Genomic DNA, 23429 nt, shown 5'->3' with positions numbered 1-23429 from the left:
TCTGTACGGGAAATGTCCCGGGCGCGATTGCCGCCGCGGCGGAACCGAGGCGCCCAGGGGTTCCGGACGCGCGGCGCCCGGACAGCGACATCACTTGTTGATGACCGCCATGATGTCTTCTTCGCGCATGACCAGCAGTTCCTGGCCATCCACCTTCACGCTCTGGCCGGCGTACTTGCCGAACAGGACGCGGTCACCCACCTTGACGTCGAGGGCGATCGAGGCGCCCTTGTCATCCTTCTTGCCCGGGCCGACGGCCAGCACTTCACCCTGATCGGGCTTCTCGGCAGCATTGTCGGGAATCACGATGCCGGAAGCGGTCTTGGTTTCGTTGTCCAGACGCTTGACGATCACGCGGTCGTGCAAAGGACGCAGATTCATACGGACTCCTTAGTACAAGTGAGCATTTATTTGCAAAGTGGCCACCGCGGGAGTGCGGAGACCCTTGAAATCGGACGCCGGATGCAGGCTACAGCACGCTGTTAGCACTCGCACCCGGCGAGTGCTAATTATAGGGACGGGGTTTCGGGTTTTCAAGACGAGGTCTGAATACGGGTTTACCCGCAGAAAGGAAGGAAAAACGTCGCGGCCCCGCGCCGGGCAAGGCCGGACGGGCATTGTCTCTTATATTGTGCGGCCAGTATTTTTTCAGGCGGATGTCGCCCGGGGAGTCGATCTCCCTCTACCGTCGTCCCCCCTGCAAGCGGCGACCCGGCGATTGTCGCCTTTCGAGCCGAGACACTGGGCCTCGCCGTCGCGGGGGGAGACACGAAAAGCTCAGGCCCCGCCCCGCAGCTGAGGCAAGACCGTCTGCGCGCAGGCGTCGATCCAGGCCTGCTGGTTTCCGCAGACGTTGTGCAGGAAGACCGCGTCGGCGCCCATGGCCAGGTCCTCGGCCAGCCAGGCCGCCTGTTGCGCGGCATCGCAGGAGATGCGGACCGCGCGCTCGATGTCGTCCGGCGACACCGTCCGCGCGCGGGCATCGAATTCGGCGGGGGTCGCCAGGTTCGCCGCCGTTTCGCTGTCGAACACATTGGTGCGCCACTGTTCGTAGGCCATTCGGCGGGCCGCCTCGTCGCCCTGGGTGGGGTCGGCATAGGCGATCTTGGCCTGGATATGGACCGGCTTGGCCTCGCCGCCGCCCTCGCGGAAGGCGTCGATCACCGCGCGCATGGTCTCGCGTGGGGCCGAGATCGTGATCAGGCCGTCGGCCCACTGCCCCGCCCAGCGGGCTGTCTGCGCGGTCAGCGCCGCGGCGAAGATCGGCGGCGGACGCTGCGGCAGCGTATAGAGCCGCGCGCGATCGACCACGATGCTGCCGTGGTGCGTCACCTCCTCGCCGCGCCACAGCGCGCGCATCGCGTCCACCGATTCGGTCAGCATGGCCTGCCGCTCGGGCTTGGACGGCCACGGCCGGCCGGTGATGTGTTCGTTCAGCGCCTCGCCGGTGCCCAGCGCGATCCAGAAGCGGCCGGGAAACATGGCCTCCAGCGTCGCCGCGGCCTGCGCGACCACGGCCGGGTGGTAGCGGCCGAACGGGCACGCGACCACGCCCGTGGGCAGATCGACGGTCGCCATCGCGGCGCCGAGCCAGGACCAGGAATGGCCGCTCTCCCCTTGCCGCTCGCTCCACGGATGGAAGTGGTCGGAGCTGCTGAGCGCGGTAAAGCCGGCCAGCTGCGCGGCACGCGCGTAGCGCAGCAGATCGCCCGGCGAGAACTGTTCGTGCGAGGCGTGATAGCCGATCAAGGGCATGGCGGACTCCTGGGCGGGATGGGGATGGGCCGGCCGTCTTCCGGTCGTGTTCTGGTCGTGTTCCGGTCGTGTTCCGGTCGTGTTCCGGTCGTGTTCTGGTCGTGTTCCGGTCGTGTTCCGGTCGTGTTCTGGTCGTGTTCTGGTCGTCAGGTGAACGACAGTGGCCGGCAGTGGCCGTCAGCCGGCCGCTGACGGAACCGGATACGCCAGCGTGGTCATCAGCGCCAGCGCGGCCTGGCGCGAATCGAGCCGGGTGTGCTGCACCACGATCGGCACATCGGACTCGATCACGCTGGCGTAGTCGGTGTCCTCGGGGATCGGCTCGGGGTCGCGCAGATCGTTGAAGCGCAGATGCAGCGTGCGGCGAGCCGGTACCGTCAGCCGGTAGGGGCCCACGGGCTCGCGGTCGGCATAGAAGATCGTCACGGTGACATTGGCCTCGGTATCGCCGGTATTGAGCAGGCAGGCCGCCTCGTGGCTGTTCAATTGCCGGCTAGCGGCCGGGTCGGTCGGCGGCAGATAGCCTTCGGCAATCACCCAGCGCCGTTGTCCGATCGCTTCCATCGGTTTCTCCTTTGTTGTTCGCCAGTGGCGGGATTGGCAGTGTCCAGGCCGTCCACCGTGTCGACGATCACGGCGCAAAGCACGGCCGCTGCCGCAGCCAGCGATAGCCGTAGGCACGCAGCTTCAGCGCATGGGCCCCGTTTTGCTGCGGCGGATACGGGCCGTCGACCAGCATGTCGCGCAGCTCGCCGACCTCGACATCGGGCAGCCCCACCTCGACGTCCTGGCCCGACAGATTGGCGAAGGTGAAGACCACCTGTCCATCCAGTTCGTGCCGCAGCGCCAGCACCGCCGGGCAGCCCACGTCCATCACCGTGCATTCCCCGTAACCGATCTCCGGCATGCCGAGGCGCGCGCGGATCATCTTGCCCGTCCTGGCCAACAGCGAATCGTCGCGCAGCGTTTGCTCGTAGATATTGACCTTGTCGTAGGCGAACGGCCCCTCGCGGATCACCGGCACCGGCAGCGAGTCGGGATCGGCGGGCGAGAAGCCGCCATTGACCTCGTCGGACCATTGCATCGCGGTGCGCACCGCGTGGCGTTCCTTTTGCGACAGATCTTCCCCCATGCCGATCTCCTCGCCGTAGCGCAGGATCGGCGTGCCCGGCAGCGAGAACAGCAGCGCATGGACCTGCGCGATGCGGCGCTGGTCGCCATCGAGCATTGGCGGCAGCCGGCGGCGAATGCCGCGGTTGTAGACGCGCATGTCCTCGTTCGGCGCGAAGCGCTGCATCACCTCTTCCCGCTCGGCCTCGCTGAGCCGCTCCAGGTCGAGCTCGTCGTGATTGCGCACCCATACCGCGTATTGCGCGCGCTCGGGCGGGTCGGGCTGCTCGCGCAGCGCGCGCTCGATCGGCTCGGCGCGCTCGCGCGCCAGCGCCAGGAACAGGAAGTTGTTCAGGAAGAAGTTGGACACCAGCGTCAGGCGATGGCCCTTGCCGAAGTAGCGCGCGTAGTCCTCGGCCGGCACGTCGACCTCGCCGAGCAGCACCGCGTCGGAACGACGCAGCGTCGCGAACGCGCGCAGGTCGTTCAGCAGCCAGAAGCCGTCGTCGCGCGGGTCCGCTTCCTTCGCCCCGTCGATCATGTGTCCCGCCGCGTCGATGCGGAATCCCGAGACGCCCAGCCGCAGCCAGAACGACATGATGTCCTCGATCTCGGCGCGCACGGCCGGGTTGGCGATATTGAGATCGGGCTGATGCGAATAGAAGGCGTGCCGGTAGTATTGCCCCGCCTCCTCGTCCCAGGTCCAGACGCTGTCCTCGACGGTCGGGAAGATCGGCTTGACGTGGGTCTCCTCCGGCTCGTCGGCCCAGACGTAGTAGTCGCGGTACGGCGAATTGCGGTCGCGCCGCGCCTCCTGGAACCAGCGATGCTGATCGGACGTGTGGTGCGCCACCAGTTCCACCATCACGCGGATACCGAGTTCCTCGGCCTTCTCCAGCAGCGCCACCATGTCCGCCAGGTCGCCGAAGCGCGGGTCGACCGCGAGATGGTCGGTGACGTCGTAGCCGCCATCGCGAAACGGCGACTGGTAGAACGGCGACAGCCAGATGCAGGTCACGCCGAGCCCGCGCAGGTATTCGAGATGCGCCGTCAAACCCTGGAGATCGCCCCAACCGTCGTTATTGCCGTCGCGAAATACGCTGACGTCGATTTGGTAGATGATCGCATTGCGGTACCAGAGCGAACGCATGGACTCTCCTTCCTGACGATTGAACGGCGACCTCGGGCGGACCGTGCCGCGCCGCCCGCATCGATTACGGCTGCAGCGGCTGCCGCTGTTGCTGCGGTTGCGGCCGTGGCCGATGCAGCGGCTCCAGCAGGACGGCCTGCTCCGGCTGCAGCATGCCGTCGAAACGGCGGTCCGGACCTTCCGGCAGGCTGTCGATCGCGACGCGCCAATCGCCCTCGAGATCGATCGGCAGCGGCCGTTCGGCGAAGTTGATGCAGACCACGCGGTCGTCGTCGCCATGCCGGCGGCGATAGGCCAGCACCTCGGGCGGCGACGGCAATTCCTCCCAGCTGCCCAGGCGCAGCGCCGGGCTGGCGCGGCGCGTCTCGATCAGCGTGCGGTACAGATGCAGCATCGACGAGGGCTGCGACCATTGCGACTGCACCGACAGCGTCGCGGCCTCGGGCGGGAACGGCAGCCAGGTGCGGGCCGCGCGCCAGCCATGTGGCGGTGCGAAGTCCCACGGGATCGGGCCGCGCGGACCATCGCGTCCGCCCGGATCGACGCGCTGGCCCGGCTCGACCACCACGTCCTCGAGCCCCAGTTCCTCGCCCTGGAAGATGAATGGCGTGCCGCGCAGCGTCAGCAGCATCACGGCGGCGGCGCGGGCGCGGCGCATCGAGCCGCCGTAGCGGGTGCGATGGCGCTCGTTGTCGTGATTCGACAGCACCCAGGTCGGCCACGCCTGCGCCGGCTGCAGCAGCGCATCGACCTCGCGGATGCAGGTGCGGAATACCACCGGGTCCCAGGGCGCATCGAGCGGCGGGAAGTTGAACGACATGTGCAGCTCGTCGCCGGCCCCGTAGTACTGCACCACGGTGGCGGTCGAGCGGATATTGACCTCGCCGACCAGCACGCGATCGCCGGGATAGCTGTCGACCAGCTTGCGGATGCCGCGCAGCACCTCGTGGCTGTACGGGTCGTCGTTGAAGTCGGCCAGCGGCTCGCCCGCCAGGCAGCGCGGATGGTCGGCGAAGGTCGGGTCCTTGCCGGTGCAGTGCGCGACGTCGATGCGAAAACCGTCGACGCCGCGGTCGAGCCAGAAACGCAGCACGCCGTGCATGGCCTGCACGACCTCGGGATTGCGCCAGTTCAGGTCCGGCTGCTGCGGCAGGAACAGGTGCAGGTAGTACTGGCCGGTGGCCTCGTCCCAGGTCCAGGCGCTGCCGGCACCGAGCGCCGCGCGCCAGTCGTTGGGCTGGTCGCGCCAGATGTACCAGTCGCGCTTCGGGTTGTCGCGCGAGGAGCGCGATTCGATGAACCACGGATGCTGGTCCGAGGTGTGGTTCGGCACGAAGTCGAGCAGCACGCGCAGGCCGCGCGCGTGCGCCTCGCCGATCAGCCGGTCGGCATCGGCCAGCGAGCCGAACACCGGATCGACATCGCAGTAGTCGCTGATGTCATAGCCCGCGTCGGCCATCGGCGAGCGATAGATCGGCGAGATCCAGATCGTGTCGGCGCCCAGCGCGCGGACATGGTCCAGCCGCTCGATGATGCCGGCCAGGTCGCCGACACCGTCGCCATTCGCATCGGCGAAGGAGCGCGGGTAGATCTGGTAGACCACGGCGCTCTTCCACCACAGCGAGGTGTCGCGCGTCGCTTCGACGGTCTGCGAGGGATCGGCGGGCGGGCCGGGCATGGCCTCGGCCGGTACGGTGGCACGGACGTTCACATTCATGGGCACGCTGGCAATGACGGTTGTCATCCGCCCATCGATGCAGCTTCCATGCCTGTCTGGCGGCATCTGCGGGTTCGTCCGAGGCCCCACCGATATGGACGCCGAGGCGCCGTGGGACCGATGCGCAAATCCTGCGCGGGCGCGGTAATTTTTTCCGACGGGGGATCAGGGGGATGGAAGGGAGACGGAAAGCGTGCCGACGGAGGCGGCTGGAGGAGCGGACACCGGCCCGGACAGCGGCGCAGCAGGTTTCAAGCGGCTAGGACAACAGCCCCGAGTCCTCGATATACCCGAGGGCCTGCCGTATCTCCCGGCGTGCCTTCAGGCTGTAACAGACCTGCCGGTCCCGCACCGTCAGCGCAACGATGTCCGCCTGCAGCAGCTCCTGGAAGATCCGCCCCGCGCGGCGCAGGTTCAGGCCGACCGCCGCGGCCAGGTCGGCAGCGGGCATGCCGTCCTCGCCGGCCTCCAGCAGCGCGCGGCAGATGTCGGCACGCGCCGGATCGGTCAGCAAGGCATAGCTCAAGGTGGCTTCCTGCTTGGGGTCCATGTCCGTACATTAGGCGCCACATCCGGCAATGGCAAGCCGCGTTCGGGGGATGACACACGCCCGCATCCACGTGCCGCTTGAACAAGGCAAACAAAAGCGGCCGGCCCCAACCAGGGTCGGCCGCTTCCGCTTTCCGCGACGCAGCAGCCGCCGCCTACGCCATCACGAACGGCAACTGCCGCTGGCGCTTGCCGGTCAGCTTGAACACCGCATTGGCGACCGCCGGCGCGATCACTGGTACGCCCGGCTCGCCAAGCCCGGTGGGCGGGTCGTCGGACGGCACGAAGTGCACCTCCACCGGCGGCGCATCATTGATGCGCACCGGCGGGAAGTCGCCGAAGTTGCTGTTCCTGACCGCGCCGTTGTCGATCTCGATGGCAAACCCGGGCCGGATCATCGCCAGGCCGAACACACAGCCGCCCTCGATCTGCGCGCGCGCCGACAGCGGGTTGACCACGCGATTGGCATGCACGCCGGCGGTCACGCGATGCACGTGCGGCTGCCCGTTCTGCAGCGAGACCTCGACCACATAGGCCACCGCCGAATCGAAGGACTGGTGCACCGCGACGCCCCAGGCGCGGCCCGTCGGCAGCCGGCGCTTGCCGTAGCCCGACTTCTCCACCGCGAGCTGCAATGCCGCCCGCTGCCGTGCGCCCTTGACCGGATCCAGCTGCGCGAGCCGGTAGGCCACCGGATCCTGCTTCGCCACCGTCGCCAGCTCGTCGATCAGCGTCTCCTTGACGAAGGCCGTGTGCGTGTGGCCAACCGAGCGCCACCACAGCACCGGCACCTGCACCTTCGGGTGATGGACCGACAGCCGCAGCGGGAAGCCATAGTCATGGTCGACGATGCCCTCGGTCATGGTGTGGTCGACGCCGTCCTTGACGAGGAAGGCCTCGAACGGCGAGCCCATCGTCAGCGACTGGCCGACGATCGCGTGCTCCCAGCCCAGCACCCTGCCCTGCGCATCGACGCCGATGCGCGCGCGGTGCAGATGCAGCGGCCGGTAGTAGCCGCCGCGGATATCGTCCTCGCGGCTCCAGATGACCTTGACCGGCTCGCGATGGCCCTTCGCGACCCAGGCGCGCATCACCTGCGCGGCCTCCACCAGATAGTCGGAGGTCGGCACCGCACGGCGGCCGAAGCCGCCGCCGGCCATCATCGTCACCACCGAAACCTGCTCGGGCGGCAGGCCGAAGGCCTTGGCCAGCGCGCCTTGGTCGACCGTCTGGAACTGCGTGCCGGCCCAGACCTTGACGCGGCTTGGCTTACCGCCGGCCACCTCGGCCTGCATCGTGCAGTTCAGCGGCTCCATCGGCGCGTGCGCCAGATACGGGAAGCGGTACTCGGCCTCGATGGTGCGCGCGGCGCCCGCCAGGTCGAAGGCATCGGCGCGCGGCGTCCTGCCGGGCTGGCGCGCCAGCTTGGCGTATTCCTCATACAGCGCCGCGGTCGAGACCGTCGAGCCGCTGTCGTCCCATTCGGCCTGCAGCGCATCGCGCCCCTGCTTGGCCGGCCAATAGCCGTTGGCAATCACCGCGACGCCGGTGCCGCCGCCATCGGTCGGTACCTCCAGTACCTCGGCCACGCCCTTGATCGCGCGCGCCGCGTCGGCATTGAAGCGGCGCACCTTGCCGCCGAAGCGCGGCGGGCGCGCGACAACGGCGACCATCAGGTTGTCGAGCTGCGTGTCGATGCCGAAGCCGACCGAGCCGTCGAGCTTGCCGCGCGTGTCCAGCCGCGGCGTCGGCTTGCCGATCAGCGTGAAGCGCGACGGATCCTTCAGCGTGACCTGCTGCGGCACCGGAAGCGCCATCGCGGCCTGCGCGAGCTCGCCGTAGGTCGCGCGGCGATTGCCGGCGGTGACCACGCCTTGCGCGGCGGTGCACGCGGACGGCTCCACCTGCCACTGCTGCGCGGCGGCGGCCACCAGCATCGCGCGGGCACGGGCGCCGAGCTCGCGATACTGCTGGTACGAGTGCTTGACCGCGGTCGAGCCGCCGGTCATCTGGATCCCCATCGCGGGGTCCTTGTACGGATCGCCGGCCGGCGCCAGCACCGCGCGCACGTTGCGCCAGTCGACGTCGAGCTCCTCGGCCAGCGCCATCGGCAGCGCGGTGTGCACGCCCTGGCCGAATTCGAGCCGGTTGACCGCGACCGTCACGGTGTTGTCGGGCGCGATCACGATGAAGGCCTGCGGCGCGGCGGCCGGGCCCTTCGCGGTGGGCGCGGCAGCCTCGTCGGCGCGGACTTCACCCAGCGGCGCGATGCCCAGCGCCAGTCCGCCGCCGGCCATGCCGGTCAGCTTCAGGAAGGTGCGCCGGTCGATGCCGGCGGCCGGCGCGTCATGGCTGTCGTGCGCGCCATGGGCGTCATGCGGGCCGTCGCCGGCGCCGCCGGATAGCGCGGCAATCCGCGCGCCAAGTCGTTGCATTTGCATGGTGTCTCCGGTAGCCGATCAGCCCAGCGTCTTGGCCGCGTCCTTGATGGCGGCGCGGATGCGCTGGTACGTGCCGCAGCGGCACAGGTTGCCCGCCATCGCCTGGTCGATATCCGCATCGGTCGGCTTGCGCTTGTTGCGCAGCAGCCCGATCGCGCTCATCACCTGCCCGTTCTGGCAATAGCCGCACTGGGACACATCGTTCCTGACCCAGGCATCGAGCACCGCGCGGCCGACCTTGTCGGTGCCGGCGCCTTCGATCGTGGTGATCCGCGCGCCCTGCAGCGCGGAGATCGGCGTTACGCAGGCGCGGATCGGCTGGCCGTTCATGTGCACCGTGCAGGCGCCGCAGGCCGCGATGCCGCAGCCGAACTTGGTGCCCGTCATATGCAGCTGATCGCGCAGCGCCCACAGCAGCGGCGTGCTCGGATCGGCGTCGACCTGCATCGGCTTGCCGTTGATTTCCAGCGTCGTCATGGGGATCGTTCCTTGTCATGCCGCCCCCTTGTCGAACCGCCGCCCACGCGCGCCGCGACAGGGGGCGGAATGCCGGTGGCGCGCTAAAACGACGCAAGCATAGTGCAAAGTCGCGCGTTTGTTTGGCGCGGAATCGGCGCTGTCAGCGCCGTGCAAGCTTGATGACAGCCTCGTGTCAGATTCGCGCGAAACGCCCATGAAAAACCGCCCGCATCGGCGGGCGGCGTGGGACAAGGCGTCGAGCCCGGGCGCTCAGGCCATCGCGCTGCGCTGCCCTTGCGCGCGGCGCAGGCCCACCCACTGCAGGCACGCGAACACCGCCACGCCCCAGGCCTGCAGCAGCACGAAGGCGCTGCCCAGCCAGGTCGGCGACAGCCAGCCGGCGGCCAGCAGCAGCATGCAGTCGATCGCCCACAGCGCATTGCAGGCGATCACCGCCAGCACCAGCGCGCGCGGCATCGGATTGCGCGTCGCCAGCAGGCCGACGATGGCGGCATAGGGCAGCAGGACCAGGCCGGCATAGCGCAGCCAGGACGCCGGAATGGCGAACCAGTTCGACAGCACGTTGGCATCGAACACCATCAGCAGGCCCATCAGGCCGCTGACGATGGCGTCGGCAATCAGGACATGGCGCAGCAGGCGGGTCGGTTGGACGGTTTGCATGGTCGATCTCCGTAGGGTGAAGGGAAGGCGAAGGGAAAACGAAGGGGAAAAACGAATGGCGGTTGCGATGGCTTCATCATCGTCGCTGGCCGCGCGCAATGCGATGACCTGCAAGGTAATCGCCGCAATACCGCCGCACTACCGCCGCCATTCCACCGCCATTCCAACGCGCCACCGCCGCCCGATCGCCGCCATCCCGCCGCCATCCCCTACCTCAAAACGCCGCCGAACGCCATCCCCAAATGCGCCCCGACTTTGCGCCTTATCGGCGCTTGGCCGACATCGTGCCGACGCTATAGTCGCCCGACGCTGCCGGTCCCGCGTCCGGCATGGCCCCCCGTTGCCCGGCACCGCGCCGGATGGCACGGGATGCCTCCTGGCCCCGCACCTTGTCCGCCCGTCGCCGGCACCACGCCATGCGCCAACACACCTTCCCATGACGTCCGCTCAGGAAGCCCCGCCCCTGCCCGCCCTGCCTCGCTGGCAGCGCGTATCGCTTGCGTCCGCGCTGTTCTTCCTGCTGGCGATCGCCGGCATCGCGCTGACGCGCTATCCCGGCAATGCGGCCATCGTCTGGCTGGCCACCGCGTTCGGCGCCGGCGTGGCACTGCACCAGCGGCCGCGCGAGCGCGCCTGGATGCTCGCAGGCATGCTGGTGTCGGGCGTGGCCGCCAATGCGATGTTCGGCGACCCCTGGTGGCTGGCGCTGGTGCTGGGCGCATCCAATGTTGCCGAGATCCTGTTCGTCGCGTGGCTGGCGCCGAGCATCAGCGGCGGGATCGGCCGGGCCAGCGCGGTGCCGCTGGCCCGCTTCGCGCTGATGCTGGGGGCGACCTGCACGCTGGCGCCCGTGATCGGCGCCACCATCGGCGCCGCGGCCATCTCCGCCGCCTATGGCCGGCCCATCGGCGACATCTGGTCGACCTGGTGGAGCGCCGATGCGATCGGCATGCTGATGCTGGTGCCGCTGTCGGTCACCTACTCGCGCGAGCGCCTGCGGGAGACCTTTTCCCGCGCACGCCTGCCGCGCGTGGCCGGGCTGCTGCTGTTGACCGCCTCGGTCGGCGGCCTGTCGGTGCTGCAGACCCACGACCCCTTCGGCGTGCTGTCGCTGCCGCTGGTGGTCGCCGCGCTGTTCACCAACCCCTTCACCACCGCATTGCTGACGCTGCTGTCGATGCTGGTCACGGTGATGCTCGGACTGGCCGCGGCACAGGCGGGCCTGGTCGACGCGCCGGCATTCCTGACCCATGCGATGAAGCTGTCGACCAGCCTGATCCTGGTGTTCCCGGTCTGCATCGCCTACCTGAGCGAGCAGAATCGCCGCGACCGCAGCGAGCTGCGCGGCAGCGAACGGCGCTTCCGCCAGGCGATGCAGCATTCGGCGATCGGCATGGCGCTGGTCAGCCTCGACGGCCGCTGGCAGCAGGTCAATCGCGCGATGTGCGAGCTGTTCGGCTACAGCGCGGCCGAGCTGAGCCGCATCGCCTTCCAGGACATCACGCACCCGGACGACCTCGCCGCCGACCTGGCGCAGCTCGAACGGCTGGTGGCCGGCCAGACCGACAGCTACCGGATGGAGAAGCGCTACCGCCGCAAGGACGGGAACTTCATCTGGACGCTGCTGGCGGTATCGCTGGTGCGCGACGAGGCCACCGGCGCGCCGCTGCATTTCATCGCGCAGGTCGAGGACATCCATGAACACAAGCTCGCGCAGCAGCGGCTCGAAGCGCTGTCGCGGCGCACCGAGCTGGCCGTCGAAGCGGGCCGGGTCGGCATCTGGGAATGGGACATCGCCGCCGGCACGCTGTCATGGGACCGCCGCATGCACGCGCTGCACGGCACCGAGGCCGTCGGCGGCGCACCGGACCTGGACGGCTGGATCGCGATGGTGCATGCCGACGACGTCATGCGCGCGCGCCACGAGATGCGCCAGGCGGTCAAGGGCACGCAGCCCTTCGACACGCAGTACCGGATCGTGCGGCCCGACGGCGAGGTACGGCATATCCGCGCGATGGCGGTGGTTTCGCGCGCCGACGATGGCACGGCCCTGTCGATGGTCGGCACCAACTGGGACATCACCGAGCACCATCGGCTGACCGAGGCGCTGTTCGAGGAGAAGGAGCGCCTGCATATCACGCTGCGATCGATCGGCGATGCGGTGATCTGCACCGATGCCGCGCTGCGCATCACCTTCATCAATCCGATCGCCGAGCAGCTGACGGGCTGGACCATGGCCGAGGCCGACGGCCGGCCGCTCGCCACGGTCTTCCACGTGGTCGACGAGACCACCGGCCAGCCGATTGCCTGCCCGGTTGCCAAGTGCCTGCAGACGCTGCGGCCGGTCTATCTCGAAGACGGCGCGGTACTGATCAGCCGCCATGGCGAGCGCCACGACGTGCAGGATTCCGCCGCGCCGGTACTGACGCCGCGCGGCGACGTGATCGGCGCGGTGCTGGTGTTCCAGGACATCACCACCGCACGCGCGCTGCAGCGCAAGCTCGCGCATTCGGCGATGCATGACGCGCTGACCGGGCTGCCCAACCGGATCTGGTTCGAGCAGCGCCTGCGCGAGGCCTGCGAGTCGGCGCGCGAGTTCGAACAGCAGCATGCGCTGTGCTTCATCGATCTGGACCGATTCAAGATCGTCAACGATACGGCTGGCCACGCGGCCGGCGACGTGCTGCTGCGCGAGCTGGGACACGTGATCCGCAGCCAGGTGCGTCCCGGCGATCTGCTGGCGCGCCTGGGCGGCGACGAGTTCGCACTGCTGCTGCGCAACTGCTCGGTGGACCAGGGCGAGCGCGTCTGCCTGAAGGTCATCGATGCGATCCGAGCGCGGCGTTTTCCGTGGGAAGGCCGCGTCTACGACGTCGGCGCGAGCGTCGGCATCACGGCGATCGACCGCGAGGCGCCACCGCTTGGCGAGCTGATGAGCCGCGCCGACGTGGCCTGCTACGCCGCCAAGGCGGCGGGCCGCAATCGCGTCTCGGTCTATCGCCGCGACGAAAGCGATGCGCGCCGTCACCATCGGGAGCTGCAGGTGGCCGCGGGCATCCACTCGGCGCTGGAGGCCAACCGCTTCCGGCTGTTCGCGCAGGAGATCCGCGCGCTGGCGCCGGAGGCCGGGGGCACGCCGCCTGCATCGACGACAGCATCGTCCTCTGCATCGGCGTCCGCATCGATGCCGGCATCGGCGTCCGCATCCGCGTCCGCATCTGCGTCCGTATCGCCGGCTGCGTCATCCCCTCCGACCCATATCGAGATCCTGGTGCGCATGGTCGATGAGCACGGCAGCCTGGTGATGCCCGGCGCGTTCATCCCGGCGGCCGAGCGCTACGACCTGATGGGCCATGTCGACCGCTGGGTCATCCAGCACGTGCTGCGCGATTTCGGCGCGCGGCTGCTGGCGGTGCCCGGGCTGTCGGTGTCGATCAACCTGTCGGCCAATTCGCTGGGCGAGCCCTTCCTGCTGCCGTTCCTGCATGCCGAGCTGTCGAACTCGGTGCTGCCGGCCAGCCGCATCCGGCTGGAGATCACCGAGACCGCGCTGATCAACAACATGGCCGCGGCCAACCGGCTGGTCGCCGACATGCGCAAGGCCGGCTGCACCATGGCGCTGGACGACTTCGGCGCCGGCCTGTCGTCGTTCGCCTATCTGAAGCAGTTCCCGGTCGACTACCTGAAGATCGACGGCAGCTTCATCCGGCATCTGGCCGCGAGCGCGGTGGATCGGGAAATCGTCAGTTCGATCAACGACATCGGCCACCGGCTGGGCATCCGCACCGTGGCCGAATCGGTCGAGGACGAAGCCACGCTGGACGTGCTGCGCGAGATCGGCGTCGACTATGCGCAGGGCTATGCGATCGGCCGGCCGATGCCGCTGGAGGACTACCTGGCGCGCTGCGCGGGCAGCGTGCCAGGCGAGACGGCGCAGCGGCAGTCGCGGTAGCGACGGCTCGCCGCGGTTTGCCGCGGTTTGCCGCGGTTTGCCGCGGTTTGCCGCGGTTTGGCCGCGGTTTGGCCGCGGTTTGGCCGTGGGGTCCCGACCGGCTTGCGACAGGCTCGCGGCGCGGTCGCGGACGATCGCCGCTGCCGGCCCGGCCTGATCAGCTCGCACTGGCGGTGGCGGCCATCCGGTGCAACAGCGGCACGCGGTCGTCGCGCACATCGCTTTGCACGTCACGCTGCGCATCGTCCGGCGCCTTCCCCGGCGGCTCCGACGCGCCATCGGCATCGCGCGTCGAGACAGCCTCCTGCTCGCGCCCCGGATCGATGCAGCGGCCGTCGAGATGACGCAGCACCAGCTTGATTGCCAGCCGGCATTGCTCAGGCGTCTGCGCGGACTCGATCGCGGCCACTACTTCGGCATCCGCACCGAGGGTGCGCATCAGCGCGCGTGCCAGGCTGCGCTCGGCCAGCGCCTGCGCGGAACCGCGCGCCTGCAGATGCTGCATCACGCGTGCCGCGATCAGATGGCGGTGATCGGCCGCGTTGCCGGCATCGAGCTGCGCGCAGGCCGCGGCGATCGCCTTGGAGGCGGCGGCGTCGTTGCCGGCGGCGGGCGTCAGCACCTGCCGGGCCGTCAGTGCGGCGTCCCGCAGCGCGCGCCGGCTCTTGACCCATTTCACCATCCGGTAGACCGCGAAACCGAGCCAGCACAGCCCCAGCACCCCGCCCACCACCATCAGCCCCGTGCCCGCGGTAGCCGCGGTCACGGTGGTCAACGCGGCCACCGTCAGTCCGAGCACAGCGCCGTTGACGCCCAGCGTGCCGGCACCGTACGCGATGCGCAGGCCGGCCTTGCGCACATCCTTGTTCGCGGACTCGATCGCCTCGCCGATCTGGCTGTCGCAGTACTGCATCACGGTGCGATAGAAGTCCGCGGTCTGCCGCAGTTGGGCGGGGTCGGCCTCGCCGACGATGCGCTGCCGCCGCGGGGACAGCGGCTGCGCCTTGCAGACGGTGGCCGCAGCGCCGTGGCGCTCGAGGCCGTCCAGGGCGGCGGCCAGCGGCGAACGCCGCAGGACCTCGCGCCGCTGATGCAAGGCCGCGCGCTGCCTGGCCGAGTCTCGCCACTGCATGACACCGGTGACGATTTGGGCCGTCGACATGGCCACCGACGCCGCGCATCCCGCGATGCCGGTCCAAGGCAGCGCGGCCGCCACGGTGGGAAGCATCCGGCTGAGCACCTGCAGCACACCGGACGAGGCGGCCACGCCCTGCACGACGGCATCGCGCGCCAGCGTCAGGCCGCTGCTGAACAGCTTGCCGTCGTTGTCGCCGCGCTCCGCGCGCGAATGGCGATACAGCAGGAAGGCGTCGAGGCTGCCGTCGTCGCGCAGCGCCTGCCGCTGCTGCCGCCGCACCGCGCGCTCGGCGGGCAGCGCCGCCTCGGTCCGCGAAGCCAGCCGCTGACGCAGCGCCGCTTCGCACCGGGTGTGGTCGGCGGCGGTATCCCGGAGCCGCGCGTCCAGACGGCCGCGCTTGCGCACCACCTTGACGAATCGTGCGATCGCCACGCCAGCCTCCAGCGCCGCCAGCACCGGCATCGCGATTCCGATCCGAAAGCTGCACGTGGCGAGGATGCCGGCGCTCGGAACATCGCGCAGCATGGCGGGCAGTTGCGCGCCGCGCACGCCGGTCAGCGCGGCGGCCAGGAGCCCCCAGAACGGATAGAGCACGCATTCGGTCTTGCCGAGCCGGCCGATCGGCTTGGTGGCCTTGTCGGCGGTGATGCGGCACGCCACGCCGCCGAGCACCGCGGCGTCGGCGCCGACCTTGCCGGCGGCCGCAGGCGGCGGCAACGGTCCTTGCCGCAACGGTCCTTGCAGCGGCCCCTGCGGCAATGGGGCCGTCAGCGGCAAACCCGTGAAGGAAGGTGCAAAGGCAGTCGTAGGCATGATGGTCGTCCCCGCAACGGCCGCCAGGCGCTGCTGGCGACACATCGCAAATACACTGCAGACACAAGACCGACGCACCGTATGGTGCGGCGCACTATCGAATTCGGGATGGCGGGAATGTACGACGTGTGCAACTGCAAAAGTCACGCGGAATGCGTGCTTCTTTAGTTTCCGGGCAAGCGAATCGGAAGGACCTCGCCTCGATCTTGATCCGCAAAGGTGGGATGGCATCGTGCGTGAACGCACAGAGACCGGAAGTGCGGCCTCGCTACGCTGGGACCACGCCCGCTGGGCCCATCCGCGCTACCGGAAAAGACAGGAGACCGCGCCATGCCGCCACGCAGGCCCGCCCCCGCACCCGACGCCCGCATCGAAGGCGTGTTCAGCCGCATCGAGGCAATGACGCTCGAGGACTGCCCGATCGAACCGGGCTGGGTGCGCGCCGGCCGGCCGCATGCGCGCGCCGCGACCCATGCGATGGCGCGCGACGGACTGGCGTCGACCCATCTGTGGGAATGCAGCGCCGGCGCGTTCGCCTGGCGCTTCAGCGTCGAGGAGACCGTGCTGATTCTCGACGGCGAGGTGCGGGTGACCAGCCCAGGCGGACAGGTGCGCACGCTGCGGGCCGGCGACGTCGGACATTTCCCGGCGCACACGACCTGGCTGTGGGAGGTCGACCGCCATGTGCGCAAGATCGCCTTCTGCCGCCGCGAGGTGCCGTGGCCGCTGAGGCTGGCGACGCGGGCGCTGGATCGGCTGCTCGAACGTGCCCGGGCGCTGAGTTCGGACAGCGCGGGACGGCGCGGCAGCCGGGACGCCGGGATGTCGTCGGCGCCTTGAGGGCCTGGAGGCCCTGCGCGACCGGGGGATTTGGTGCCCGGAGCACCCGGGCACCTTGAGCACCTTGAAGCACCTCGAGTACGGAGCACGCGGAGCACTGAGGACCTGCGGACCTGAGGACCAGGCCATCTCCCGTCCGCCGTTCGGAAATCCGAACACGCCCACACCACGCCCGCTCGGAAATCCGAACGCGGTCGCCAGCGCGCGAAACTTTTCCCTTTCGTTTCAATCACTTGCAGGCTGCTGTCAGCCTGGCAAAGCTGGCACGCCTCGTGCGAACTAGGCCCCCCATCTATAGCGCCGCCGCCCCCGGCTGCGCCACAACGATGGAGGAAACGACATGGCAGCCCCCACCCCGCCCGCCCGGCCCACACAGCGCCCCCGATTGCGTCCCCGCCGGCTGACCTGAAGCCGGCCCGCGTCGCCGCACGGGCGCTCCGGCGTCCGTCGAGCTGTGCGGGGCGGTACGCCGCCTTGCGCGTCTTTCGTTTCCCAAGCTGTCCGGCCCGCGCCGGACGCCCCAGGTTTGAATCACGATGAAACTGAACCGACTGCCCACCCTGATCCTGTTCGCCATGCTGCTCGGCCTGCTGGCCGGCACCACCGCGCACCACCTCGCGCCCGATGCCGCCGCGGCCAAATCGATCGCCGGCCATCTGTCGATCCTGACCGACGTGTTCCTGCGGATGATCAAGATGATCATCGGCCCGCTGGTGTTCGCCACGCTGGTCAGCGGCATCGCCAGCATGGGCGACGGCAAGGCGGTCGGCCGCATCGGCCTGAAGGCAATGGGCTGGTTCGTGATCGCGTCGGTGACCTCGCTGCTGCTCGGCCTGGTGATGGCCAATCTGCTGACGCCCGGCCATGGCATGAACCTGCCGCTGCCGCCGGCCGACGCCACCTCGAACCTGAAGACGGGCGCGCTGAACCTGCGCGACTTCGTCACCCACATGTTCCCGAAGAGCATCGCCGAGGCGATGGCCAACAACGAGATCCTGCAGATCGTGGTGTTCTCGCTGTTCTTCGGCTTCGCGCTGGGCGCCGTCAAGGACGGTCCGGGCAAGCCGCTGCTGGCGGCGATCGATGGCCTGGCCAAGGTGATGCTGAAGGTCACCAACTATGTGATGGCGTTCGCCCCGGTCGGCGTGTTCGGCGCCATCGCCGCGGTGATCACCGCCGAGGGCCTGGGCGTGCTGACGGTCTACGCCAAGCTGCTCGGCAGCCTGTATCTGGCGCTGGCGCTGCTGTGGGTCGCGCTGATCTTCGGCGGCTATCTGTTCCTCGGCCGCGACGTGTTCCGCCTGCTCAAGACGCTGCGCGCGCCGCTGATGATCGGCTTCGCCACCGCCAGCAGCGAGTCGGCCTATCCGAAGGTGATCGACCAGCTGATCCGCTTCGGCGTCAAGGAGCGCATCACCAACTTCGTGCTGCCGCTCGGCTACTCGTTCAACCTCGACGGCTCGATCATGTACACCTCGTTCGCGGCGCTGTTCGTCGCGCAGGTCTATGGCATCGAGCTGACGCTGACCCAGCAGATCACCATGCTGCTGGTGCTGCTGGTCACCAGCAAGGGCATCGCCGGCGTGCCGCGCGCCTCGCTGGTGGTGGTCGCCGCCGTGCTGCCGATGTTCGGCCTGCCGGAGGCCGGCATCCTGCTGGTGCTGGGCATCGACCATGTTCTCGATATGGGCCGCACCGTCACCAACGTGCTCGGTAACGCCATTGCCACGACCGTCGTCGCCAAAAGCGAAGGCGCGATCGGCGCGCCGGTGCCGGAAGAAGCGGACGACACCGCTGAAGACGGCGCTACCGACCTGGCACCCGTCCAGGTCCTGGCGAGCAAGTAGCCTCCCTGCCTGCTCCACGGGGCGTGCCAGGGGCCCGACCGCCAATCCGGCGGCCGGGCCTTTTTCATTCGGGGCGCCGGGTGATGAAGGGCAGCGGACCCGAGCGTCCGGGCCGGCTCACCGGGTGTGATAAAAGAGAGCGCATGCAGATAACCGCCATGCCGAACCGCCAGTCTTCCGCCGTGTCTTCGCCCCGTTCCGGCCCTGCCGCCGCCGCTGCCGACACCGCTGCTGCCACCGCTGCTGCCGTCCCCTCCCGCCCGGCCCGCCCTGCGCACCATCGTCCGCCCCACCGCGAGCGCGGACTGGCCGCCGCCGCACAGCTGCTCGCGCTGCTGGCGCTGGCCGGGCTGGTGGGCCTGGCCGGCTGGCTGGGCTACCGCTATACCTTCGACGCCGCGCTGGCCCGCCAGGCCGAGCGCGGCCAGGTGCAGCTGCGGCTCTACGGCCAGGCCCTCTCCAGCGAACTGGCGCGCTACGACTTCGTGCCGAGCCTGCTGTCGCTGGACGACGAGATCAGCTCGCTGCTGGCGCGGCCCGAGGATTCCGCCCGCGTCGCCGCGGCCAACGCGCACCTGGCCGCGGTCAATGCTCGCGCCGGCACGCTGGCCGTGTTCGTGCTCGACCGCCAGGGACGCGTGCGCGCCACCAGCAACTGGCAGCGCCCCGACAGCTATCTGGGCGAAGACCTGAGCTTCCGCCCCTACTTCCAGGCCGCCATCGACGGCCAGTTGGGACGCTTCTACGGCGTCGGCACCACGCGCGATGAATCGGGCTACTACCTGTCGGCGCCCCTGGGCAATGGCAACGGCCAGCGGCCCAGCGGCGTCGCGGTGGTCAAGGTCGGCCTCGAGCCGCTGGAGCAGCGCTGGCAGAGCGCCGACATGCAGATGCTGCTGTCCGACGAGAACGGCGTGGTGATCCTTGCCTCCGAGCCGTCGTGGAAGCTGCGCGCGCGCCGGCCGCTGAGCGCCGCGCAGCGCGAACGGCTGAACCGCAGCCTGCAGTACAACCGCGCGCCGCTGGAGCCGCTCGAATTCACCCGCGTGCGGGCGATGAACAACGGCGACGCGCTGGTACGCATGCGCCGCGGCCCATCGATGCTCGAGCAGAACGCGATGCTGCCCGGCACCGAATGGCAGCTGACGCTGCTGACCGATACGTCGCAGGCACGCATGGCGGCGCTGAACACCGCCGCGCTGTGCGGCGTGCTGACCGCCTTCGTGCTGCTGCTCGGCGCCGCCTGGAACGTGCGCCGGCGCATCGTCAGCGAGCGGCTGGCCGCGCGCGCCGCGCTCGAGGCCGCCAACAGCGAACTCGAACGCAAGGTCGCCGAACGGACCGCCGACCTGACCAGCGCCAACCATCTGCTGCAGACCGAGATCGCCGAGCGCATCCGCACCGAGCGCGAACTGCGCCAGGCCCAGGACGGTCTGCTGCAGGCCGGCAAGCTGGCGGCAGTCGGACAGATGTCGACCGGCATCGCGCACGAGCTGAACCAGCCGCTGGCCGCGCTGCGCACGCTGTCGGGCAACACCCAGAAATTCCTTGCGCGCGGCGACCTCGCCACCGCGCAGGCGAACCTCGGCACCATCATCGGCCTGGTCGAAAAGATGGGCCGCATTACCGGCGCGCTCAAGTCCTTCGCGCGCAAGCCCGGCCGCAACGGCAAGGGCAGCGCGCTGCTGGCCGATGCGATCGACAACGCGCTGTTCCTGCTGGAGACGCGCGTGCAGGCGGTGCAGCCGCAGATCGTGCGCGATGTCGACCGCACGCTGGCAGTCGCCTGCGATCCTAACCGGCTCGAACAGGTGCTGGTCAACCTGATCGGCAATGCGCTCGACGCGATGGCGGCCGGCCCGGCGCAAGGTGCCCAGCCGGCCCGTCTCGAGCTGCGCGCCGCGGTGGCCGAAGGCATGGTCCGCTGCACCGTCCGCGACAACGGCCCGGGCCTGTCCGAGGAAGCGTTCGCGCGGCTGTTCGAACCCTTCTTCACCACCAAGCCGGCGGGACAGGGTCTGGGCCTCGGCCTGACGCTGTCGGCCGGCATCCTGGACGAATACGGCGGCACGCTGGTCGCCAGCAATCATCCCGACGGCGGCGCCTGCTTCACGATGGTGCTGCCGATGGCCGGCAAGGAGACACACAATGGCGCCCAAACTCAATGACCTGTCGGTACTGATCGTCGAGGACGACGCCGACGTCCGGCTGGGCTGCGAACAGGCGCTGCGCCTCGAAGGCATCGCCACGCGCGCCGTCGGCACGGCCGAGGCCGCGCTGCAGACGGTGGCGCCGCACTTCCCCGGCATCGTCGTCAGCGACATCCGCCTGCCCGGCATCGACGGCATGGCGCTGCTGGCGCAGCTCAAGGCCCGCGACGCCGCGCTGCCTGTGGTGATGATCACCGGCCATGGCGACGTCGGCCTGGCGGTGCAGGCGATGAAGCAAGGCGCCTACGACTTCCTGGAAAAGCCCTTTGCCCCCGAGCGGCTGGTCGAGGTCGCGCGCCGCGCGCTGGAGCAGCGCCGCCTTGCACTTGAGGTCGCCGAACTGCGCGACCGGTTGGCCGGCCGCGAACGGCTCGAGGCGCGGCTGATCGGCGTGTCGCCGGCGATGGAACGGCTGCGCCGCCTGATCGCCGATCTTGCCGACACCAGCGCCAATGTGCTGATCCACGGCGAGACCGGCACCGGCAAGGAACTGGTGGCGCGCTGCCTGCACGACGCCAGCACCCGCCACGCGCGCAACTTCGTGCCGATCAACTGCGGCGGGCTGCCGGAGCAGCTGTTCGAGAGCGAAATCTTCGGTCACGAGGCCGGCTCCTTCACCGGCGCCGCCAAGCGCCGCATCGGCAAGATCGAACACGCCGAGGGCGGCACGCTGTTCCTCGACGAAATCGAGAGCATGCCGATGTCGATGCAGATCAAGCTGCTGCGCGTGCTGCAGGAGCGCGTGGTCGAACGGCTCGGCTCCAACACGCCGGTGCCGGTCGACGCGCGCGTGGTCGCGGCGACCAAGGCCGACCTCAAGGCCCTGGCCGACGCCGGCCAGTTCCGCGCCGACCTCTACTACCGGCTCAACGTGATCACGCTGGAACTGCCGCCGCTGCGCGAGCGGCGCGAGGACGTGCCGCTGCTGTTCGGCCACTTCGTCGCGCAGGCGGCGCTGCGCTTCGAGCGCGACGCGCGTCCGGCCTCCCCCGCCGAACTCGCACGGCTGGTCGCCTATCCGTGGCCCGGCAATGTGCGCGAGCTGCGCAACCTGGCCGAGCGGCATGTCCTGGGCCTGGGCTGCAATCCCGAACAGGGCACCGAGGAACCGGCGCTATTGCCGCTGGCGCAGGCGGTGGAGCAATTCGAGCGGGCGTTGATCGCGGATGCGCTGCGGCGGCATGAGGGGAATTTGAGCCGGGCTAGCGAGGCGTTGGGGGTGGCCAAGACGACGTTGTTCGACAAGGTCAGGAAGTACGGGCTGTAGCGCTCTAATCAGCGTGGGAGCCGGGGCGGCACCGTCGACGCCCTGGAAACCAAATCACCCGACAAACCAGTTCGACGCCCAATGCAGGATCGAGAACAGCGCCGACATGTCGACCGCTCTTCCCGAGAACGAATCCATCATCACGAGCCCGCCAACGCAGGCGAAACGCACGCGCCAGCGCTTGTGCCACCGTTTCGCGTCGGCGGTTTCGCCGAGGGTGGAGTCCGCATAGAAGGACGAATTGATCTGCGAGGTATGGATCAGGTAGTTGCGGAAACGACGATAAGCCGCCATATCGACCGGCTTGGGGTCGTTCCAGAATCTATCGAGGCTGCCCTGATAGGTCAGCCCTTCCTTGTCATAGAAACACCGCCCGAGCGTGATGACTGGAACGCGGTGGTACATCGCCTGCAGGCCGGTCGTCGAGTTGATCGTAACGACACCATCGCAGCGATGCAGCAGTGAGGGCAGGTGCGCGTCATGGACGTAGACGACCCTGCCGACAGCCCCGAATCGCTGTGCGCACTCGTCGATCACCGCCGCGTAATTCGTATGACCGCGATCCATCGGATGGTGCTTGATCACCAGGATGGTGTCGCGCGGGGCGTTATACGCGAACGAGTGAATGGTCCATTCGATGAAGTCCTCGATGCGGCGCCATGGGCTATGGACGCGGATTTGGCTGTCGTTGTAGACCTGGAGGGCGACGAGGAAGAATGGCGGATGGCCATCAGACAATAGGGCCTTGGTGAGGCCCTGCTCTTGCCATCGGTACTTGTACTTCCTGTATGCTGCCCGCATCCAAAGGCCCGCTTCATGCACGCCGAACGGCTTGTGGTGCCGGTACTGCGGATAGCGCTTGGCGGATAACAGTCCCGCCACAAAATACCAGAACGAATACCAAGCCATTCTCGCAAATGGATGCTTGAACCTCCTTCGCTTCGGTGCGGCTGGAACGGCAGGAATGTCACCCAACTGCAGACCCGCCAACGGCGAATCCGCGTTGACGCCGCCTTTCTCCAGTGTGATGTAGTCCGGACGAATATAGCCCTCCTCAAATACCCAGAAGGTGATGCCCATAGACTTTGCAACGCGGGCTGCGATTCGATGATGGCGGCGGGCACTACCGAAAACGACGATGGCGTCGATCCGCATCTTGCCCAACAGCTCGCGGAGGAACGATTCCCACGCTGGCATGGCATCGGAAAATCGGATGACCCCGACATCACGGTAGTAAAGATCATCCCCGCGATTGAAGTTTACTTTCCATACCTCCGCCCCTAGATCTCTTAAAAAATACGCCAATCGAGCAAAGAATGGTCCGTTAGGGCCCTGCAGTAAGAGGACACGGGAATGCTGTCCCAATAACTGGATCGAAGGCGAGTGCTCCACGCTGGTGGGGGCGTGAACACAATGGCCGGCGCTATCCGCGTCGTCTATCGGACGTCGGATCTTTACTTTGATGGAGTTCGGCCGATTGCCGCCCAATGGCTTCATGAT

At 68.7% G+C, this 23429-nt stretch carries 16 protein-coding genes; 5 read left to right on the top strand and 11 right to left on the bottom strand.

Annotation, left to right across the window (positions count from 1 at the left end):
* Nucleotides 1-90: 90 nt before the first annotated feature.
* From groES to F1599_RS00830, 9 genes are all read right to left on the bottom strand, one after another.
* Nucleotides 91-381, bottom strand: a complete 291-nt coding sequence (gene groES / locus F1599_RS00870) for a co-chaperone GroES (protein ID WP_149316897.1) — start codon at nt 379-381, stop codon at nt 91-93.
* A 396-nt stretch (nt 382-777) separates the two neighbouring features.
* Nucleotides 778-1755: a TIGR03885 family FMN-dependent LLM class oxidoreductase gene (locus tag F1599_RS00865; RefSeq protein WP_150081744.1), complete on the bottom strand. Its 978-nt coding sequence runs from the start codon at nt 1753-1755 to the stop codon at nt 778-780.
* A 177-nt stretch (nt 1756-1932) separates the two neighbouring features.
* Complete coding sequence (locus F1599_RS00860; protein ID WP_150081741.1) at nt 1933-2319, bottom strand: sensory rhodopsin transducer; 387 nt, start codon at nt 2317-2319, stop codon at nt 1933-1935.
* A gap of 67 nt (nt 2320-2386) precedes the next feature.
* Nucleotides 2387-4015, bottom strand: coding sequence for an alpha-amylase family protein (locus F1599_RS00855; protein WP_150081739.1), 1629 nt, complete (start codon nt 4013-4015; stop codon nt 2387-2389).
* Nucleotides 4016-4079: 64 nt separating this feature from the next.
* Nucleotides 4080-5732: an alpha-amylase family glycosyl hydrolase gene (locus F1599_RS00850; RefSeq protein ID WP_223819411.1), complete on the bottom strand. Its 1653-nt coding sequence runs from the start codon at nt 5730-5732 to the stop codon at nt 4080-4082.
* Between the two features lie 259 nt (nt 5733-5991).
* Nucleotides 5992-6282 carry a winged helix-turn-helix domain-containing protein gene (locus F1599_RS00845; RefSeq protein WP_149316893.1) on the bottom strand — a complete coding sequence of 97 codons (291 nt, stop codon included), beginning with the start codon at nt 6280-6282 and terminating at the stop codon, nt 5992-5994.
* Between the two features lie 154 nt (nt 6283-6436).
* Entirely contained in the window at nt 6437-8722 is a 2286-nt protein-coding gene (locus F1599_RS00840; protein ID WP_395894426.1) for a xanthine dehydrogenase family protein molybdopterin-binding subunit, read from the bottom strand.
* An 18-nt stretch (nt 8723-8740) separates the two neighbouring features.
* Nucleotides 8741-9199 carry a (2Fe-2S)-binding protein gene (locus F1599_RS00835; RefSeq protein WP_149316891.1) on the bottom strand — a complete coding sequence of 153 codons (459 nt, stop codon included), beginning with the start codon at nt 9197-9199 and terminating at the stop codon, nt 8741-8743.
* A 252-nt stretch (nt 9200-9451) separates the two neighbouring features.
* Nucleotides 9452-9862: a hypothetical protein gene (locus F1599_RS00830; protein ID WP_150081736.1), complete on the bottom strand. Its 411-nt coding sequence runs from the start codon at nt 9860-9862 to the stop codon at nt 9452-9454.
* Between the two features lie 436 nt (nt 9863-10298).
* On the opposite strand from F1599_RS00830, the gene F1599_RS00825 reads away from it, so the two are divergent.
* Entirely contained in the window at nt 10299-13814 is a 3516-nt protein-coding gene (locus tag F1599_RS00825; RefSeq protein ID WP_150081733.1) for a diguanylate cyclase, read from the top strand.
* 157 nt (nt 13815-13971) lie between these two features.
* Here F1599_RS00825 and F1599_RS00820 read toward each other — a convergent pair whose 3' ends face one another.
* On the bottom strand, nt 13972-15765 hold the full coding sequence (locus F1599_RS00820) for a hypothetical protein (RefSeq protein WP_150081730.1): 1794 nt from the start codon (nt 15763-15765) through the stop codon (nt 13972-13974).
* Between the two features lie 330 nt (nt 15766-16095).
* On the opposite strand from F1599_RS00820, the gene F1599_RS00815 reads away from it, so the two are divergent.
* The 4 genes from F1599_RS00815 (at nt 16096) to F1599_RS00800 (ending at nt 21929) form a co-directional block, all read left to right on the top strand.
* Nucleotides 16096-16605, top strand: coding sequence for a cupin domain-containing protein (locus tag F1599_RS00815; protein ID WP_150081727.1), 510 nt, complete (start codon nt 16096-16098; stop codon nt 16603-16605).
* 536 nt (nt 16606-17141) lie between these two features.
* Nucleotides 17142-18452: a dicarboxylate/amino acid:cation symporter gene (locus tag F1599_RS00810; protein WP_150081724.1), complete on the top strand. Its 1311-nt coding sequence runs from the start codon at nt 17142-17144 to the stop codon at nt 18450-18452.
* 143 nt (nt 18453-18595) lie between these two features.
* Nucleotides 18596-20620, top strand: coding sequence for a sensor histidine kinase (locus F1599_RS00805; RefSeq protein WP_223819410.1), 2025 nt, complete (start codon nt 18596-18598; stop codon nt 20618-20620).
* On the top strand, nt 20601-21929 hold the full coding sequence (locus tag F1599_RS00800; protein ID WP_150081722.1) for a sigma-54-dependent transcriptional regulator: 1329 nt from the start codon (nt 20601-20603) through the stop codon (nt 21927-21929). Before F1599_RS00805 ends, F1599_RS00800 begins: the two co-directional genes overlap by 20 nt.
* A gap of 54 nt (nt 21930-21983) precedes the next feature.
* Here F1599_RS00800 and F1599_RS00795 read toward each other — a convergent pair whose 3' ends face one another.
* The gene (locus tag F1599_RS00795) at nt 21984-23426 is read right to left on the bottom strand and encodes a capsule biosynthesis protein (RefSeq protein ID WP_150081719.1); all 1443 of its coding nucleotides are present in this window, start codon (nt 23424-23426) and stop codon (nt 21984-21986) included.
* Nucleotides 23427-23429 lie beyond the last annotated feature (3 nt).

Origin of the sequence: Cupriavidus cauae, from assembly GCF_008632125.1 — a bacterium.
In the GTDB taxonomy this organism is placed as follows: domain Bacteria; phylum Pseudomonadota; class Gammaproteobacteria; order Burkholderiales; family Burkholderiaceae; genus Cupriavidus; species Cupriavidus cauae.
The sequence above is the reverse complement of the archived record's forward strand: the minus strand, read 5'-3'. Positions and strand labels throughout refer to the sequence as shown.

Coding starts and splice junctions, on each gene's coding strand:
- F1599_RS00845 (WP_149316893.1), bottom strand. CDS start 6,282: ATGGACCCCAAGCAGGAAGCCACCTTGAGCTATGCCTTGCTGACCGAT.
- F1599_RS00810 (WP_150081724.1), top strand. CDS start 17,142: ATGAAACTGAACCGACTGCCCACCCTGATCCTGTTCGCCATGCTGCTC.
- F1599_RS00800 (WP_150081722.1), top strand. CDS start 20,601: ATGGCGCCCAAACTCAATGACCTGTCGGTACTGATCGTCGAGGACGAC.
- F1599_RS00815 (WP_150081727.1), top strand. CDS start 16,096: ATGCCGCCACGCAGGCCCGCCCCCGCACCCGACGCCCGCATCGAAGGC.
- F1599_RS00850 (WP_223819411.1), bottom strand. CDS start 5,732: ATGAATGTGAACGTCCGTGCCACCGTACCGGCCGAGGCCATGCCCGGC.
- F1599_RS00840 (WP_395894426.1), bottom strand. CDS start 8,722: ATGCAAATGCAACGACTTGGCGCGCGGATTGCCGCGCTATCCGGCGGC.
- F1599_RS00820 (WP_150081730.1), bottom strand. CDS start 15,765: ATGCCTACGACTGCCTTTGCACCTTCCTTCACGGGTTTGCCGCTGACG.
- F1599_RS00825 (WP_150081733.1), top strand. CDS start 10,299: ATGACGTCCGCTCAGGAAGCCCCGCCCCTGCCCGCCCTGCCTCGCTGG.
- groES (WP_149316897.1), bottom strand. CDS start 381: ATGAATCTGCGTCCTTTGCACGACCGCGTGATCGTCAAGCGTCTGGAC.
- F1599_RS00795 (WP_150081719.1), bottom strand. CDS start 23,426: ATGAAGCCATTGGGCGGCAATCGGCCGAACTCCATCAAAGTAAAGATC.
- F1599_RS00865 (WP_150081744.1), bottom strand. CDS start 1,755: ATGCCCTTGATCGGCTATCACGCCTCGCACGAACAGTTCTCGCCGGGC.
- F1599_RS00860 (WP_150081741.1), bottom strand. CDS start 2,319: ATGGAAGCGATCGGACAACGGCGCTGGGTGATTGCCGAAGGCTATCTG.
- F1599_RS00830 (WP_150081736.1), bottom strand. CDS start 9,862: ATGCAAACCGTCCAACCGACCCGCCTGCTGCGCCATGTCCTGATTGCC.
- F1599_RS00855 (WP_150081739.1), bottom strand. CDS start 4,015: ATGCGTTCGCTCTGGTACCGCAATGCGATCATCTACCAAATCGACGTC.
- F1599_RS00835 (WP_149316891.1), bottom strand. CDS start 9,199: ATGACGACGCTGGAAATCAACGGCAAGCCGATGCAGGTCGACGCCGAT.
- F1599_RS00805 (WP_223819410.1), top strand. CDS start 18,596: ATGCAGATAACCGCCATGCCGAACCGCCAGTCTTCCGCCGTGTCTTCG.